The sequence below is a fragment of the Streptomyces sp. NPDC038707 genome (assembly GCF_040636485.1).
In the GTDB taxonomy this organism is placed as follows: Bacteria; Actinomycetota; Actinomycetes; order Streptomycetales; family Streptomycetaceae; genus Streptomyces.
In genome coordinates this window covers 19387-34596 of record NZ_JBEZUP010000029.1, presented here as the reverse complement: position 1 = coordinate 34596, position 15210 = coordinate 19387, and the positions used below count along the sequence as shown (strand labels likewise).

General features: G+C 71.3%; 14 protein-coding genes. 8 read left to right on the top strand and 6 right to left on the bottom strand.

The features are described 5' to 3' along the window. Positions 1-71: 71 nt before the first annotated feature. Positions 72-806 carry a DJ-1/PfpI family protein gene (locus AB0E62_RS30145; protein ID WP_362200724.1) on the top strand — a complete coding sequence of 245 codons (735 nt, stop codon included), beginning with the start codon at positions 72-74 and terminating at the stop codon, positions 804-806. Between the two features lie 74 nt (positions 807-880). Here the strand turns inward: AB0E62_RS30145 and AB0E62_RS30140 are convergent, their stop codons facing one another. Continuing rightward, positions 881-1798, bottom strand: coding sequence for an NAD(P)-binding domain-containing protein (locus AB0E62_RS30140; protein ID WP_362200721.1), 918 nt, complete (start codon positions 1796-1798; stop codon positions 881-883). 64 nt (positions 1799-1862) lie between these two features. Here AB0E62_RS30140 and AB0E62_RS30135 point away from each other — a divergent pair, with 64 nt between their 5' ends. Continuing rightward, positions 1863-2261 (top strand): MerR family transcriptional regulator, encoded by a 399-nt coding sequence (locus AB0E62_RS30135; RefSeq protein WP_362200718.1) that lies wholly within the window; start codon positions 1863-1865, stop codon positions 2259-2261. Between the two features lie 72 nt (positions 2262-2333). On the opposite strand, the gene AB0E62_RS30130 is transcribed toward AB0E62_RS30135, so the two are convergent. Beyond that, complete coding sequence (locus tag AB0E62_RS30130; protein ID WP_362200716.1) at positions 2334-3629, bottom strand: PHB depolymerase family esterase; 1296 nt, start codon at positions 3627-3629, stop codon at positions 2334-2336. 247 nt (positions 3630-3876) lie between these two features. On the opposite strand from AB0E62_RS30130, the gene AB0E62_RS30125 reads away from it, so the two are divergent. Both AB0E62_RS30125 and AB0E62_RS30120 read left to right on the top strand, forming a co-directional pair. Beyond that, positions 3877-5229, top strand: a complete 1353-nt coding sequence (locus tag AB0E62_RS30125) for an endo-1,4-beta-xylanase (RefSeq protein WP_362200713.1) — start codon at positions 3877-3879, stop codon at positions 5227-5229. A gap of 1228 nt (positions 5230-6457) precedes the next feature. Beyond that, positions 6458-7234: a class I SAM-dependent methyltransferase gene (locus AB0E62_RS30120; RefSeq protein WP_362200709.1), complete on the top strand. Its 777-nt coding sequence runs from the start codon at positions 6458-6460 to the stop codon at positions 7232-7234. A 70-nt stretch (positions 7235-7304) separates the two neighbouring features. Here AB0E62_RS30120 and AB0E62_RS30115 read toward each other — a convergent pair whose 3' ends face one another. Beyond that, positions 7305-8252, bottom strand: a complete 948-nt coding sequence (locus tag AB0E62_RS30115; RefSeq protein WP_362200881.1) for an aldo/keto reductase — start codon at positions 8250-8252, stop codon at positions 7305-7307. A gap of 100 nt (positions 8253-8352) precedes the next feature. Next, a complete protein-coding gene (locus tag AB0E62_RS30110; protein WP_362200706.1) occupies positions 8353-9087 on the bottom strand; it encodes a hypothetical protein in 735 nt (244 codons plus the stop codon). 213 nt (positions 9088-9300) lie between these two features. On the opposite strand from AB0E62_RS30110, the gene AB0E62_RS30105 reads away from it, so the two are divergent. The 4 genes from AB0E62_RS30105 (at position 9301) to AB0E62_RS30090 (ending at position 10924) form a co-directional block, all read left to right on the top strand. Then, positions 9301-9447, top strand: coding sequence for a hypothetical protein (locus AB0E62_RS30105; RefSeq protein ID WP_362200703.1), 147 nt, complete (start codon positions 9301-9303; stop codon positions 9445-9447). Further along, positions 9444-10049, top strand: coding sequence for a PRC-barrel domain-containing protein (locus AB0E62_RS30100; RefSeq protein WP_362200700.1), 606 nt, complete (start codon positions 9444-9446; stop codon positions 10047-10049). The genes AB0E62_RS30105 and AB0E62_RS30100 overlap by 4 nt, the downstream gene beginning before the upstream one ends. Then, the gene (locus AB0E62_RS30095; RefSeq protein WP_362200697.1) at positions 10046-10477 is read left to right on the top strand and encodes a PRC-barrel domain-containing protein; all 432 of its coding nucleotides are present in this window, start codon (positions 10046-10048) and stop codon (positions 10475-10477) included. Before AB0E62_RS30100 ends, AB0E62_RS30095 begins: the two co-directional genes overlap by 4 nt. A gap of 225 nt (positions 10478-10702) precedes the next feature. After that, the gene (locus tag AB0E62_RS30090) at positions 10703-10924 is read left to right on the top strand and encodes a hypothetical protein (protein WP_362200694.1); all 222 of its coding nucleotides are present in this window, start codon (positions 10703-10705) and stop codon (positions 10922-10924) included. A gap of 118 nt (positions 10925-11042) precedes the next feature. On the opposite strand, the gene AB0E62_RS30085 is transcribed toward AB0E62_RS30090, so the two are convergent. Together AB0E62_RS30085 and AB0E62_RS30080 are read right to left on the bottom strand one after the other, a co-directional pair. Further along, positions 11043-13793, bottom strand: a complete 2751-nt coding sequence (locus AB0E62_RS30085; RefSeq protein WP_362200691.1) for an alkaline phosphatase family protein — start codon at positions 13791-13793, stop codon at positions 11043-11045. 4 nt (positions 13794-13797) lie between these two features. Beyond that, positions 13798-15168, bottom strand: a complete 1371-nt coding sequence (locus tag AB0E62_RS30080) for an ABC transporter permease (protein ID WP_362200688.1) — start codon at positions 15166-15168, stop codon at positions 13798-13800. Between the last annotated feature and the right edge of the window lie 42 nt (positions 15169-15210).

Below are 15210 nucleotides of genomic sequence, written 5' to 3'. Positions count from 1 at the left end.
CGGGCGGTTCACGGAACGGGCCACCCGCCGCCCCGCGAGGGCGAGTTACGGCTCACACTGGAGGCGCACCCATGGAACGCAGAGAGTTTCTCCGCCGCACGACAGCGGCGGGCGCGGCGACGTTGGGGGCCGGGACACTGGCGGCCACGGCCTCCGGCACCGAGGCGGCGGCCGCACCGCGACGGGCGGGGCCGCTGCGGGTCGACATCGTGGTGTTCGACGGCGTCGAGGAACTGGACTGCATCGCTCCGTACGAGGTCTTCTCCGCCGCCGGCATGCACAGCGCGGGCGGGGTCGAGGTCCGGTACGTCACCACCGGACGGCCCGGTCCGGTCCGCTGCGGGTACGGCACGGGCCTCCAGGTCAAGCACCGCTGGGCTCCGCGGGAGGCGGACCTGATCGTGGTGCCCGGCGGCGGCTACACGCGCCGCGACGGCCCGGGCGTCTGGGCCGAGATCGACAACGGCACCCTGCCACGGGCACTCGCCGCGGCCCCCCGCCCGGGGCTGACGATCAGTTCGCTGTGCACCGGGGCGGTACTGCTGTCCGCGGCCGGCCTGACCCGGGGGCGCCCGTGCACCACCCACCACGGCGCGAAGGCGTACCTCGAGGAACAGGGTGGTCTCGTCAAGAACGCCCGGGTGGTCGACGACGGCGACCTCGTCACCGCCGGTGGCATCACCTCGGGGCTGGACCTGGGCCTGTGGCTGGTCGGACGCGAACTCGGGCCGGACGCGGCGACGGGCGTGGAGACGATGCTGGAGTACGAGGCGCGCGGAACCGTCTGGCAGGCGTCCCGACCATAGGCCGCCGCGCTGCCCAGGGTGCCGCCGGGCCCGGTCACCGTGCCCGCCCGGCGGCTTTCCCGCTGGACGGGACATCACGGACGCGGGATCGGTGCCGCCTTCTTGAACAGTTCGTGGACGGACAGGTAGCTCTCGCCGCCGTGGCCCTCGGCGAGGGCGCGCTCGGCGATCTCCTTCATCAGCCGCGGGTGGTCGGAGTGGACGCCCTGCTCCTCGCTGGTGCGGGTGATGTGGTCCAGCGCGTTGAGGTTCATCTCCAGCGTGTTCAGGGTGCCCGGATAGTGGCCCGCGTCCAGGTCGGGTGCCCGCTGGGCCAGGGTGGCGTAGTCGACCACGACCGGCATGAACCAGCCGAGGGCCAGCTCCGCGAACTCCTGGGCCGATACGCCGGCGGAGCCGACCAGGGCGGTGGCGTGCAGCCAGCCGTTCAGGGTGGTGTACATCATGTCGAGCATGGCCGTGTTGTGGAGCACCGCGAGTCCGGGGTCCGCTCCCAGGTAGCGGGGGTCGCCGAGGCTCGTCAGCGGCTCCGAGTGCTGCTCGAAAACGTCCCGCGAACCGCTGTAGAGGAACACCGCGCCCGGCTCGCCCACCATGGGCGGCGGCACCATGACGGCCCCGTCCAGGTAGCCCACGCCCCGCTCCCGCGACCAGGCGACGGCCGCGTGTGCCTCGGCGGGGGTACCGGAGTTGAGGTTGATCAGGGCACGGCCCGCGAGTGCCTCGGCGGCCGGCTCCAGGACCTGGTACATGGTGGCGTAGTCGGTGAGACACACGAGGGTGAGAGGGCTCGCGGTGACCGCCTCGGCCACCGTCCGCGCCCGCCGGGCTCCCCTGGCCACGAGGTCGTCGGCCTTCTCGGGGCTGCGGTTCCAGACGGTGAGCGGGTGGCCCTTCCTCAGCAGGGTCCCGGCCAGAGCCTTGCCCATGGGACCGAGTCCCAGGAGGGTAACGGGCTTGTTCTTCGGTTCGGTTGAGTGCTGCGTCGTCATGCCGACTAGGTTGGGGTCTGACATGGATGTGAGAGTCAAACCGAAACGGTGTGGTGAGCGACACATGCGCATCGGAGAGCTTTCCCGCCGGACCGGCGTCAGCGTGCGCCTCCTGCGCTACTACGAGGAACAGGGGCTGCTGAGCCCCGTCCGCCGTTCCAGCGGGTACCGCGAGTACCGCGAGGACGATGTCCGTACGGTGCACAACATCCGTACGCTGCTGGGGGCCGGCCTGTCGACGCGGACGATCGCCGAGCTGTTGCCGTGCATGGTGGACGACGGTCGGCTGCTGGCACCGGCCTGCTCCGGCACGCTTTCCGGTCTGGAGCGGGAACGGGAGCGCATCGACCGGGCGGTGGCCGATCTCCAGGCCGCCCGCGCGGCACTCGACACCATCATGACCGCGGCGCCGCCGCACGACATCGCGGACACCGAGGTCTGTCATGCCGCGCCGCCCCCGTGACCGCCGTCGCCCACCACCGCCGGGCCGGCCGTGGTGGGCGCGGAAGGCACGGTCAGCGCGACTGCCAGAGCGTCAACCGGCCGTGCAGGCCGATCCGTTGAGACTGAAGGAGGCCGGGGCGGAGGTGTCTCCGGTGTGGGTGGCCTGGAAACCGAGGGTGGTCGAGCCGCCGGGGGGCAGGGTGGCGTTGTAGGCGGCGTTCCGCGCGGTGACGGTGCCGCTGGAGGGCCCGAACTGGGCGTTCCAGCCGGAGGTGATGGTCTGCCCGGCCGGCAGGGTGAACGTCAGCGACCAGCCGTCGACCGGCGTGGTACCGGTGTTGGTCACGGTGATCGAGGCCGTCAGTCCGGTGTTCCAGGTGCTGGTCGTGTACGTCACCCGGCAGGCGCCGACCGGTGGGGTGGGCGGGTCGGTCGGGGGCGGGGTGACCTGGGAGTCCAGTCCGAAGAAGGAGATGGCGCGGGCGGCCATGCCGGCGGCCGGCAGGGTGTGCCCGGTGCCCTGGATGCTGATGGCCTCGACGGGGGCCTGGGTGCCGGTGCCGCCGTAGCGGGTACGGGTCCACGCGGACTGCGGGTGGTCGGTGGACGCGGGCGTCTGGCTCACGCCGAGGACGTCGGTCCACTGTTTGATCTCCTCGCCGAAGTTCGGATAGCGCAGGGTGGTGTCCTCGGTGCCGTGCCACAGCTGCATGCGGGGCCGGGGCCCGGTGTATCCCGGGTAGGCGCCGCGGACCAGGTCGCCCCACTGCTGGGGCGTCTTCGTCACGGTTCCGTTGGCGCAGGCGCTGTTCCAGCTCGAGCCGTCGGTGGTGGCGAAGCAGCCGAAGGGCACGCCGGAGAAGGCGGCTCCGGCCTTGAAGACGTCGGGGTAGTCGCCGAGCAGGACGTTGGTCATCATCGCGCCGGACGAGGCGCCGGTGACGTAGACGCGGCCCGGGTCGGCGCCGTAGTGCTGCTCGGCGTAGGTGACCATGGACGCGATGCCGACCGGGTCACTGCCGCCGCCGCGCTTGAGCGCCTGCGGCGACGAGACGTCGAAGCAGCCGCCGCTGCGGGTCACCGAGGGGTAGATCACGAGGAAGCCGTACCGGTCGGCCAGTGAGGCGAACTCCGTGCCGGAGTAGAAGGCCGGACCGGAACCGGTGCAGTAGTGCACGGCCACCAGGACCGCGGGGCGGGCCGGCGCGCTGTCCGGACGGTAGACGTACATGCGCAGGTTGCTCGGATTGGCGCCGAAGCCGGTGACCTCCGTCAGGGAGGCGGCGTGGGCGGCCGGCGCGGACAGGGTCAGCATGGCCAGCAACGGCGCCAGGACGGCCAGCAAGGCGGTGAGCAAGGGCCGTGTTCTCGGCCTTTTTCGGATCATGTCAGCGGCCTTCGTCTCGAAACATTCGGACATCTTTCGGGAACGCGCCGCGTCACGTTAGGGGCATGGGAGGGTGGAGTCAACCACTGCCGTCGAAGCACAACTCCCCGACGAGTCAGGACGGGACGAGCTTGGGGCAACTCCCCGCCGAGTCGGCCAGAACCGTTGACCGCCGCCACTCTGCTTCGTAATCTGCGCGTCACATTCGGCCAAAGATGCGAAAGTTTCGAGAAGGGATGGCATGCTCATGCCTAAAGCACTGCCCAGGCGGACAGCCGGCGCGTTCGCCTCCGCGCTGCTCGCCGCGACGATGGTCACGGCCCTGTCGCACAACGCCACGGCCGCCGACGACACCCTCGGCTCCGCCGCGGCCGCGAAGGGCCGCTACTTCGGGACCGCGGTCACGGCGAGCCACCTCGGCGAATCCGCCTACGCCGGCACACTGGACCGCGAGTTCAACGCGGTGACGCCGGAGAACGAGATGAAGTGGGACGCCACCGAGCCGTCCCGGAACACCTTCACCTTCGGCTCGGCCGACCAGATCGTCAGCCACGCGCAGAGCAAGGGCATGAAGATCCGCGGGCACACGCTGGTGTGGTACTCCCAGCTGCCCTCCTGGGTCTCCGGTCTGGGCGCCACCGACCTGCGCACGGCGATGAACAACCACATCACCCAGGTCATGCAGCACTACAAGGGCAAGATCTACGCCTGGGACGTGGTCAACGAGGCGTTCCAGGACGGCTCCAGCGGCGCCCGGCGCAGCTCGCCCTTCCAGGACAAGCTCGGCAACGGCTTCATCGAGGAGGCGTTCCGCACCGCCCGGTCCGTCGATCCCGACGCCAAGCTCTGCTACAACGACTACAACACCGACGGCGTCAACGCGAAGAGCAATGCCGTCTACAACATGGTCAAGGACTTCAAGGCCCGCGGCGTCCCCATCGACTGCGTCGGCTTCCAGTCCCACTTCAACAGCGCCTCCCCGGTCCCGTCCGACTACCAGGCCAACCTCCAGCGCTTCGCCGACCTCGGCGTCGACGTCCAGATCACCGAGCTGGACATCGAGGGCTCCGGCACCGCGCAGGCCACCAACTACGCCAATGTGGTGAAGGCATGCCTGGCGGTCACCCGCTGCACCGGCATGACCGTGTGGGGCATCACCGACAAGTACTCCTGGCGCTCCAGCGGCACCCCGCTGGTCTTCGACTCCAACTACGGCGAGAAGCCCGCGTACACCGCCGTGCTGACCACGCTCGGCGGTACGGGGAGCGGCGACGGCGGGGGTGACAACGGCAACCCCGGCGCGGCGTGCACCGTCGCCTACGCCCGGACCTCCGACTGGAACGACGGCTACAACGGCGAGGTCACCGTGACGGCCGGCGCCGCGCCGATCACGGGCTGGTCCGTGACCCTCACCTTCCCCTCCGGGCAGAAGGTGTCCGCGCTGTGGAACGGCAGCCCGACCTGGACGGGCGACGTCGCGACGGTGCGCTCCACCTACAACGGCAGTCTCGCGGCGGGCGCCTCGACCAGTTTCGGCTTCACGGTCATGAAGAACGGCAACTCGGCTGCGCCGGCACTCGGGGCGTGCACGGCCTCCTGACCTCCTCTCCGACCCGTCCGGCCGTCGCCCGGTCCCCGCGTGGGGCCGGGCGACGGCCGTTCACGACGCGGCCGGCCATGGCGGGGCCCTCCCCCGGTGACTCCGGGCGGAGCGCGGACCGGGGGCGGTTCGAGCAGGTTCCGTGGATGCACATGCGAATGACTGGCTCCCGGCCCCGAGGACCGGGGGCGCACGGAGCCCGGGGGTCGCGCGTTCAGCCACGGCATGCGCTTCCCGTGTGAGCTTCAGCACGCCGGTGCCGGGAACTGGCACGGCGTACCAGACGGGCCGTCACGACATTGCGCAGCTAGCGCGCTTGAGCGTCCCTTGAGCTTCCGGGGCGGACGGCTGTGCGACCGCTCGGCATGGCACGCGGTGCCAATTCGCATTTGCTAGTACGGCTGTTGGCGGGAAACGAGATCCGTTGCGCTCCGGTAAAGTCACCTCACCCCTTACCCCAGGGCCTGTCGCGTGGGCTCACACGCGTGGGGTCCACGTAGGCCGTGGGCCTCCACGGGGCTGCGAAATCCGCAGCCCCGAGAGGAACAGGGGGTGAGGGGTCCCGATGACCGATCCGTACGAGTCTGAGGGGCACTGCCGGTGTTGCAGCAAGCGGGACCGGCCCCAACGGGCCGCCCGGTGGCTGGGGTTCGTGATCCGCGTGGTCTACGAGATCACGCGGGACGGATGGCCCTGGTAGCGGAAAGCCCCGGCCCGAGGGCCGGGGCCTGACCGACCAACAGTCGGCCGCACTGCACACGGTGTGTGAGGAGGAGCTCCACCAGGTGCGCTGGCCTGCGTCGGGTGGAGCTCTTTCCTTTTGCCCGAATGCGGTCACCGACGCGTACGCAAGCGAAATCGGGCTTTTGTGATGCCCGTCACACACGACGGCGGCGGTGTCCCCACTATGCCTTGCCTTACTGCCGTCATGCGACGGGTACTCACATGTCGATCAGGGCACAGCAGGTGCTCCGGCCCGGAAAAGACGCTGGTAGTTCCCGATATCTCCCGAGTGGGCGTGAGCGACATCACAAACCGGTTCGAGTGAACGGCCGCACTTCCGAGCGGTCGAATTTCAGGTGATTTGCCAGGGGTTCATCACGGTGCAACGCCACTTCCGGAGCCCCGGAACGTGAGCCGCCGAACTGTACACGTACCCTCCGACAATCGCCTCCTCCGAGAACACCGACGCGCCGTGACGTCTCTTCGGCCGGTGTAACCTCACGTCATGCCCGAGGCACCGGTGGCGCGTTTCTACGACGAACTGGCCGACGACTACCACCTGGTCTACGCGGACTGGGACGCCGGGATCCGCCGGCAGGGGGACGCGCTGGCCGCCCTGATCGACGAGGACGGCGCGACGGTGCTCGACTGCGCCTGCGGCATCGGCACCCAGGCCATCGGTCTGGCCCTGCACGGGCACCACGTCACCGGGACCGACCTCAGCCCCCGCGCCGCCGCCCGCGCCACCCGTGAGGCGGCCCGGCGGGGTCTGCGCCTGCCCACGGCCGCCGCCGACATGAGACGCCTCCCGTTTCCCGACGGCCGGTTCGACACCGTCGTCTGCGCCGACAACTCGCTGCCCCACCTGCTGACCGAGCCCGAGGTGCGGGCCGCCCTGGCGGACATGCGCCGCGTGCTGCGTCCCGCAGGGCTGCTGCTGGTCAGCACACGCCCGTACGACGACCTGCTGCGCGACCGCCCCGCTTCGACGCCTCCACAACTGCGCCGGACGACCGGCCCCGACGGCCGAGGGGACCGGACCGTCACCTTCCAGCTCTGGCATTGGCACGACGACGGCGAGCACTACGACCTGGAGCACTTCCAGCTCCTTCCGGCGGACGGCGAATGGCGGGTCCGGGTCCGCCGGACCACCTACTGGGCGCTCGGCCGGGACCGGCTGGCCCGCCTCGCGGCCGAGGCCGGCTTCGTGGATCTGGGGTGGCGGATGCCGCGGGAGACGGGCTTCTTCCAGCCGCTGCTCGTGGGCCGCGCCGGTTCCTGAGCGGTGTGCGGCCGAGGACGCCGGACCGGAGGCCTCCCTGCGTCTCCGTGGACCTCCGGCCCGGCCCCTGTCACCGGGCTTCGGCGAAGCGCCTCAGGTGCTCGTCGCCGAGCCGCACGTCGCGTGCGGCGAGGGCCTCCTCGACGTGCTCGACCCGGCTCGCGCCGACGATGGGGGCGATCCCCTGCCGCATCAGCCAGGCGAGGACCACCTGGTTCCGGGTGGCCTCGAGTTCCGTGGCGACATCGTCCAGGACGGCGAGGACGCGGGTCGTCCCCGGATGGTCGTAGGTGAGGGGAAGCGGCTTGTCCGCGCGCACATAGGACCCCCACAGGAGCGAGCTGTACGACCACACCGCCAGACCCTCCGACCGCGCGAGGTCCAGGTCCTCCTCCGTGAGCATGCGGTGGCCGCTCTCGGCGACGGGGGTCGATGGGCGCGGCTGGGCGAGTGAGTGGCGCACTTGCAGGGCCGTCCACGGTTCCACGCCCTGCTCCCGCGCGAGCGACCGGGCGCGTTCGACGCGCCAGGCGGCATGGTTCGCCGCCCCGATCCGCCGGGCCGTCCCTTTCGCGACCAGTTCGCCGAAGGCACCGACCGTCTCCTCCAGCGGCACGGTCCGGTCCTCGGCGTGGGCCCAGAGCAGATCGACGTGGTCGACCCCGAGACGCCGCAGGCTTTCCTCCGCGCCGGTGCGGACGGCGTCGGCGGAGAGCCCTTCGGCACTCTCCGGCCAGGCGTGCGGGACGAGCGGGTTCTGGCGGACCTTCGTCGCGATCCGCACCGCGTCACGCACGCCTGGGCGGGCCCTGAGCCATGACCCGAGGGTCCGCTCGCTGGCCCCGCCGACGCCGGCGGGGTCGGTCCAGAAGGAGTAGCAGTTCGCGGTGTCGAGCCAGGCCCCGCCGCAGGCGACGAAGGAGTCCAGGACGGCGAAGGCCCGGTCGGGGGCGACCCGGGTACCGAAGTCCATGGTGCCCAGGATGATCTGAGGTTCTGTGGTGTTCACACGGACCAGGCTCGGGTCTGGAGCGCACTTCAAGTCAAGGCCGCCCGCACCCGGTTCACGCCCGGTCCCCCTGCGGCCCCTCCCCCGCGCTCCCGCGCGCGGCCGGCCCTCAGGAAGCCGTCCCCGCCTTGGTTCCGTCGACGACCTTTCCGGCCGGCGGCGGTGTCGCCTTGACCGGCTTTCCGTAGTCCGAGAAGACGACACTGCCCGGAGTCTTGCCGCCCGACTGGTCCAGCTTGATGATGTACGGCTTTCCCTCCGTCGCGACGTACATGGTGATGGTCTCGCCGCTCCCCTTCTTCTTCCGCAGCGGGATCGCCTTCCGGCCGTCCACCGTGGTGACGGTGCCCTTCGTCATTCCCTTGCGCTCGGACTTGTCGCTGTCCAGATCGGCCAGGAAACCCTGCTTGTCGCACAGTCCCGTCGTACGGGAATCACCGACCGGCACCTTCACCCACCGGCCGCTCAGCGCCCGGGCTTTCTTCTCCCCGCCGGCCGAGCCCTGTGCGGCGTTTTCCCAGAACTTCTCGTCGCCCTTGACGTAAGTCGCCTGACCGGTGTGGATGACGTCGGCCGCACCGGTCTGCATCGCCATCCTGCCCTCGCAGTTCTTCTGGGTGTCGACGTGGAAGTCGACCGTCAGGGGCTGCCCTTCGGCGGACAGCTTTCCCGCCATGCGCACCGAAGTGGCGTCCCGGGTGGCGGTCACCGCCTTGGCCGCCACCTCGTCCGCGCTCTGCCCCTGGAACGGCTGGTCCGACGATTCGTCGTCGGAACAGCCCGCGACACCTATGACGGTCATCGCGCAGATCACGGACGCGGTGAGCGTACGACGCACAGACATATAAAACCCTTTCAGGAATAGCTGCCGTTCCCGTGGAACCCCGGTTTCCCGGAGACAGTGGAATAGTCGCTTCCTCTTCCGGGGCCTCCGGAAGCACCGGTTCCGGCCACCCGTGCCACGGAAGGCTTGCGAGAGCGTACGGCGGGCAACCGGACAGCCCGGGGACTGCCGGACAGAACGACGGCTGGAAGACGCAGAGCAAGGAGGCCGGTGATGGCGTGGTGGGGCTGGGTGATCTTGTTGATCGCGGTGGTGGGGCTGCTCACCGCGGCGGCCGTGGCGGTTCAGGCCAGGCGCCGCAGCGGAACGGTGATCGCGGTGCGCCCGGACCACGGGTCCGGCCGGGAGGGTTCGCGGTGATCCCCCTCATGCTCGCCTCCGAACTGACCAAGCGGGTGGTGGTGACGCTGGGCGGCGAGGCCGTCGCCCAGATCAGGGACACCGTCGTCGACGCCCGCGCGGGCCGGATCACCGGCTTCACGCTGAGCGGGCGGGGTCTGCTGGCCGGCCCCCTCAAGGAGAGCCTGCCCTTCTCCGGAGTGCACGCCATCGGCCCGTCCGCGGTGATGATCCCCAGCGAGACGGCGCTGGAGAAGCGGGAGGTGGTCGTCGGAGCCGATGACTGGGGACACGGCCAGGTCATCGGCGCTCCCGTGCTCACCGACCAGGGAACGGCGATCGGCACGGTCCTGGACATCGTGATCGAGACCGGGGTCAGCGGCCGTGTGGTCGGCTTCGAGATCTCCGCCGACGAGAGCATGGACCGCCATCAGCGCAGGGCGTTCATCCCGCGCGGCGAGACGCTGGCCGTCTCCGGGCAGGCCCTGGTGGTCCCCGCGCACGCCCGTCACTTCATCGCCGACGACCTGCCCAGTTTCAGCGCCCAGGTCGAGGCGTTCCGCGCCCACACCGCACCGCCGTACCCCGACGGCCCCGCGACCGGAGCAGGAGGCCCGGCATGATGATGTTCACGCAGGTCCAGGGACTGCCGGTGATCACCGCCGACGAGGCCGAACCGCTGGGGCGAGTGGAGAGCCTGACCATCGACGCCCGCGCCGGGAGCATCGCGTGCCTGCGTCTCTCCGGCGCCCCGAGGCACATCACGGCCATCGCCTGGCACGCGGTCGAGGCGGTGGGGCGGGACGCCGTGATCGTGCGCTCCCGTGCCGCCGCCGATCCCGGGCAGGGCGGCCTCCCCGCACACCAGGAGGCCCTGGGGCGCCGGGTCCTGACGGAAGACGGCACCGCGCACGGTACGGTCAAGGACATCGCGTTCGACAACACGACGGGACACGTCGACACGCTGTACACAGCCCTCGGTGACATCGCCGGCGACCGCCTCCTGGGCATCGGCTCCTACGCGGTCGTCGTCCGCGCCGAGACTCCCTGACGCGGCCCGCCACGGCTCCCGCCCACCGACTCGGGGCAGGTGTACGGGAGTACACCGCAAGCCGGTCGTGGGCCTGCCCGGCGGGACGTGCGGGGACGTACCGGGCGACCGATCCGCGCCCGTGCTCCCCGTTCCCCCCTTCCGGGCGTTTGGTCCTGTACACGGCCTTCCTCAGGGGCCGGGGCGGCAGGATGGCGAGCGCGAGGGGCCCGGCTGTCGGCGATCGTGCGGCTGCCGGACGCGGACGTACCGAACTTCCAGCGGCGCACGGCCCATTGCCCGTCCGGGCAGGTCGCCATCGGCGGGGGCGCGGAGGCCCAGGGCAACGACGCGGTCCTCGTCGGCTCGTTCCCCACGGACGGCGGGGACGGCTGGATCGGTCTGGGCCGTCGGACCAGGTACAGCACGGTCGGCATCTCGGTGTACGCGATCCGCGCCTACCGCTGATCCGCTGTCCGCCCTTGTGCCGTGCCCCTCCCCGCTGTTTCGGGGAGGGGCACGCGCACGACCGAGCCGTGCCGGCGGTCACCTGCTCCGGCGGCCCGCGTTCCGGCCCCGGGACGCGTCAGCCGTCGGACTCGGGCGAGGGGAGGTAGGCGCCGGGCACGTCGTTCGGCGCGTAGATCTTCTTCTCGCCGGGGTAGGGCCGCGTCCAGTTGTGCGTCTGGTACCACGTGAGGTGGTTCAGCTGCGCGGGGTTGGCGAAGTCGGGGACGGCGTGCGGTCCCGTCAGGCGCTGCTTCGACTTCCAGGTGTCCCACTCGGCCGCGAGGGACTTCTTGTCCACCGGCACCTTCGCCGCGGGCACGGCCGGTGCCCCGGGGTTCTGTGCCGCCGGGGTGTCCAGCCCGCAGGACGGCGGGGTCTTCAGGCCGTCCGTCAGCGGGGTCCGGTTGGGCAGGGCGTCGAACGGCGTGAAGTCGGGGTGCCGGGTGAACACGCCCCGCATGGGGGTCGCCGCGCTGTCCTTCTGGTTCATCGGGTGGATCCCGAGGATCTGCTCGATCGTGCGGATCATCGTGATCTGGGAGTAGTAGCGGTGGTCCACGACCCCGTGCCGGGCCCAGGGGCTGATGATCTGGACCGGGGCGCGGTGGCCGTCGACGTGGTCCAGTCCGGCCTGGGAGTCGTCCTCCACGACGAAGATCGCCGAGTCCTTCCAGTACGCGCTGTGCGAGATCTCGTCGACGATCCTGCCGGTCGCGAGGTCGTTGTCGGCGACCTGGGCGGCCGGGCCCGCCGGACCGCCGGTGTGGTCGCTGGAGAGCCAGAACATGTTCAGGTTCGCCGGACCGTTCTTCTCGAAGTCCTGCTTCCAGATCTGGTAGCGGTAGACGTCCGGGACGCTGGTGTCGAACTTCGGGAAGCCGGGCACCGACACGCTGTTCAGCGACGGGATCGGCGACGACGAGTTCAGGGGGTAGGCGGTGCCCCGCCCGGTCGCCGCCATGTTCTTGGCGTCGCAGTACAGGTTCTGCCAGCTCGCCCCGGCCGGCTTGGTCAGGAACTGCTGGAACTCCCCGAAGTTCCGCACCGTCTTGCCGGTGGCCTGGGCGCCCGTCCACAGGAACCCTGTCTTCTGGTGGCCGAGGGCGTCGTCCTCCGTGTCGTAGCTGCGCGCGTACTCGCCGGCCGAGGACTCCGTGTACTCGGGATTGTCGGCCTGCATCAGCCAGTTGTGGCCCTCGGCGGAGTTGGTGCCGATGTCGTAGGTGTTGTCGTACAGCCCGAACTGCCGTGCCAGGGCGTGCTGGTTGGGGGTCACGTTCTCGCCGAACTGGGCCAGCGACGGGTCTCCGTTGCCCTCAGGGACGTCACCGAGGACCTGGTCGTAGGTGCGGTTCTCCTTGACGATGAGGAAGACGTGCTTGATCGTCGACGGGTCGCCGATCCGCTGCGGGACCGGCTGCGGCTTCGTGTGGCCCCTGCCCTTGGCCAGCCGGACCGAGCCGGCGCTCCAGCCGTTCTGGCGGAAGACCTCGGCGGTCCGGGAGCGGATGACACGGTCGGCGGGCAGGGTGAACCGCGTCAGGCTGGAGGTCGTGTCGTGGGTGCCGTGGCCGGTGCCGCCGGGGCGGCGCGCGTCGATGCCACGGGTGTTCGAGACGACCACCTCGTGGCCCACGGTGGTGATCTCGGCGGGGAAGTAGTCCGTCGGGAGGAGGCCGACGTAGGCGACCGGCTCCTGGGGTGAGGTGTAGCGGTAGACGGCGACCGCGTTGGCCCGGCCGAGCGTCACCAGCAGGCGGCCGTCGTCGGTGAGCGCCACGGCGTCGGGTTCGTAGCCGACCGACGCCTCGGGCCACGGCTGGGTGGAGATGGTCTGGACGACCTTGCCGTTGGCGGTGTCGATGACCGACACGGTGTTGTCGGCGGTGTTGGTGACGAACACCGCGCCGCCCCGCGCGTACACCGCGGTCGGGTGCAGTCCGACGTCGATCGTCCTGACGGCGGCGGCCGGGTCGGCCGGGTCGATGACGCTGACGGTGCCCGTGGTGGTGGCTCCGGTCTTCGGGTCGGCCGGTACCTGGGTGCCGTAGGAGTTGAGCGTGGAGTCGCCGGCCTCGGCGGGCCGCCCGCCCTCGTTGCTGACATACAGCTTGCCGCCGGCCAGGGCCAGGCCGCGCGGGGCGTTGCCCACCGCCCAGCTGTGCTGGACGGCCCCGGTCGCCGCGTCGAGGGCGACGACCCGGTTCTGGCCGTTGACGGCGGCGTACACGGTGCTGCCGTCGGCCGAGAACACAGCCGCGGCGACCAGGGCGTGCTTGCCGCCGGCGGCCGGGATCCTGACGGTCACCGGGTCGGCGAGGGTGCCGTCGGCGCGGACGGTGAACCTGGTGTAGCCGTCGGTCTGGCCCAGCCACAGCTGTGTGCCGTCGGGCGAGTACGCCGGGCCCTCCTGGCCGACGGCGCCGCTGCCGATGCGCAGGTCGTCCACGGCGGAGGTGCCTGTGCGCTGATTCACCTGTCCGGTCTCGAGGTCCACCACGACCAGCGCGGCGTCGCCGTCGGCGACCGAGGCGGCGAGGTGGCGGCCGTCCGGGCTGACCGTCGACGACATGATCTTGCCGTCGTCGATGACGAGGCGGCTGCCGTACGGGGCGAGGTACTGGTCGGCGGAGACGACCTGGCCCTTGGCGGTGACCTGGCCGACCTGGTCGGTGCCGAACGGGCGCGTGTCGGCGAGGGCGGTGCCGGTGGCCAGGGCGGCCGCGGTGACGCAGGCCGCGACCAGGACCGCCCGGCGGCTCACTGGTCTGCCCAGCAGGACGTAGGGGTCCCTCCCGGCCGGCCGGCGGCGGCGCGTTGTCTGCATGGCGTCATCCCTTCGCGGAGGTGGAGAGCAGATCGACATCGCCGTCGAACTGCCACAGCGGGTTCGGCGCGTCGCCGGTCGGCGTGCGCACCAGGAAGTAGCCGTTCACTTCCTTCGGTCCGTCGCCGTCGGCGACGAACCGCCCGTCCGACGTGATGTCGAGCTGGTAGGTCGCCGCTCCGGTGGCCGCGACGCCCGGCAGGTGCCAGGAGATGACGCAGCGCCAGTCGTTCCCGGGCCCTTGGGCGCCGTCCCGGACACCGGCCTTGGCGCACGCCGCCGCCGTCCTCAGCTGCGCTTCCGTGACCGCGGGGCGGTGGAGCTGCCGGGTCTGCATGCGGTACAGATGGGCGAACTCGGTGGCGAGCGAGTGCTCCACCTCGGTCTGCTCGATGCCGGAGCCGCCGGCCGTGGTCGTCGCCGCCACCACGGTGACCGTCGCGGCGAGCAGCGCCGCGAGCGGCAGGACTCCCGCGGTGACCGCGCGGCGCGGCGAGCCGTCGTCGGTGGGGTTGGTGAAGTCGCGCCGCAGGAAGAGGACATGGGCCAGCGCCGTCGCGGTCACGGCCCACACGAGGCTGACGGCGATGCCGGTCAGGAGCGGGGTGAGCCGCGCCGGGCTGGTGAACAGTCCCTTCCAGTCGACGAAGGCGTCACCGGGCAGGGCGAGGCGTACGGCGACGGGGAGCGGCAGCATCTCGGCGAGCTGCATCGCCAGCGCGACGAGTGCGGGCAGCAGCAGCCCCATCGGGGACCGCCCGAGCGCGACCGACCCGAGGAATCCGATCCCGGCGAGGGCCAGGGTCGGGGCGAGCACGCAGACCCAGGCGAGCAGGACCCTGACGGCCGCGTCCCCCGGCGCGAGCAGCCGGCCGTCGAGGCCGACCAGGGGCTGGTCGCCGACGGCCAGCAGTCCGCCGACGGTGCTGGAGACGGCCAGCCCGGCCACGAGCAGCAGGACGACGGTGAGGCCGGCCAGTGCCTTCGCCGCGAAGATCCGCCGGGGCGAGCGGACGACGACGAGCAGGTGGCGCCAGGTGCCGAGCCGGTCCTCGGCGGCGAACACATCCCCGGCGACGACGGAGGTGAGCAGCGGCAGCGCCCAGGTGCCGGCGAAACCGAGCGTCACCAGCGGTCCGGCCCACCCGGTGGCGTGCATCCAGCGGCCGAAAAGGGTGTCCGTGGGCAGCGTGCTCTGCTCGCTCACCCCGGCCACGAAGAGCGCCGGCGCGATCCAGCAGGCGAGGACCAGCAGGCGGACCCGCCACAGTGAGACCAGTTTGACGACTTCGAAGCGATAGCCCCGGGCGACGGTGACACGGCGGGAGGCGGTGCCGTGGCCGGCCGCGGCGGCCGGGGTCGTGGCCGCGGTCACCGACCGGCCTCCTGCTGTCGGGCACCGCTGAGTTGCCGTGCG